The following is a 1,310-nucleotide window of genomic DNA, read 5'->3' on the forward strand; positions in this document are numbered from 1 at the left end:
TGAGTTGGCCCCCGAAATGACCTGACAGGGTCTCGCTCTTAGATAAGAGTGAGCCATATGACTGAGCATACGACTAGGCGCTACAATGGCGGCGAGGTCCTCTCCGGGGTTCAGCGCCGGAGGCGCTGGACCCCGGAGGAAAAGGTCCGGATCGTCGAGGAGACGTATCTGCCGGGCATGAACGTGTCGCTGGTAGCCCGGCAGCATGGCATCAGTGGCAGCCAGATCTTCACCTGGCGCAGGCTGGTTGCGCAGGGTGCGCTGACTGCCGCCGGTGCCGGCGAGGAGGTGGTGCCCGCCTCCGAGTACCGGTCGCTGCAGAACCAGGTCGCCGAGCTGCAGCGCCTGCTGGGCAAGAAGACTATGGAAGCCGAGATACTGCGGGAGGCCGTCTCCCGGGCCGCAGGCCCAAAAAAACTCCTCTTGCGCTCGATCTCGTTGCCAGGGGACGACCGGTGAGCGCGGTGGCCGAGGCGTTGGGCGTCAGCCGCCAGCACCTGTCAGCCATGCACAACCGGTCGCCTACACGTCGGCGAGGTCGACCGCCTCTACCGGATACCGACTTGGTCAGCGACATCCGGGCGCTGATCGCCGATCTGCCCACCTACGGTTATCGCCGGGTCCACGCCCTTCTGCGCCGCCAGGCTGCCAGGATCGGGCGCACAGCGCCCAATCCCAAGCGGGTCTACCGGGTCATGAAGGTGCACGGGCTGCTGCTTCAGCGCCACAACGGCAGCCGGGAGGAGCGGCGCCATGATGGTCGCGTTGCCGTCGATCGGCGCAACACCCGCTGGTGCTCTGACGCCTTGGAGATCGCTTGCGACAATGGCGAAAAGGTGCGCGTCGCCTTTGCACTCGACTGCTGTGACCGCGAGGCCATGGGGCACGTTGCTACCACCGGCGGCATCACCGCCGAGGACATCCGTGATCTGATGGTCGCCACTGTCGAGCATCGCTTTGGCCCGGTGAACCGCTTGGCCTCGCCCATTGAATGGCTCAGCGATAACGGCAGCCCTTACGTTGCTCACGATACTCGCCGCTTCGCGCGCGACATCGGCCTCGTACCCCGCACCACGCCGGTCAGCTCTCCGCAATCGAACGGCATGGCCGAAGCTTTCGTGCGCACCCTCAAGCGCGACTACGTCCGTGTAAACCCGACGCCCGATGCACGCACTGTCATCGAGCAACTGCCCCGCTGGCTAACCCACTACAATGAGGTCCATCCGCACAAGGCGCTAGGCTACCGATCACCCCGCGAGTACATCACCCAAACCCGCGAGGCCTCGTCAGGCAATTAGGGGGCAACGACA

The 1,310-nt window shown here is 65.0% G+C and carries 1 protein-coding gene; it reads left to right on the forward strand.

Annotation, left to right across the window (positions count from 1 at the left end):
- Window positions 1-57: 57 nt before the first annotated feature.
- Window positions 58-1,298 (forward strand): IS3 family transposase gene (locus ACIQCS_RS23935; RefSeq protein ID WP_090423511.1). Its coding sequence is split into 2 segments (ribosomal slippage): window positions 58-412 and window positions 412-1,298, totalling 1,242 coding nucleotides; the frame shifts between segments, so codons are not numbered across the junction.
- Window positions 1,299-1,310: the final 12 nt, after the last annotated feature.

The organism is Sphingomonas sp. NPDC092440, from assembly GCF_044754985.1.
GTDB lineage: Bacteria > Pseudomonadota > Alphaproteobacteria > Sphingomonadales > Sphingomonadaceae > Sphingomonas.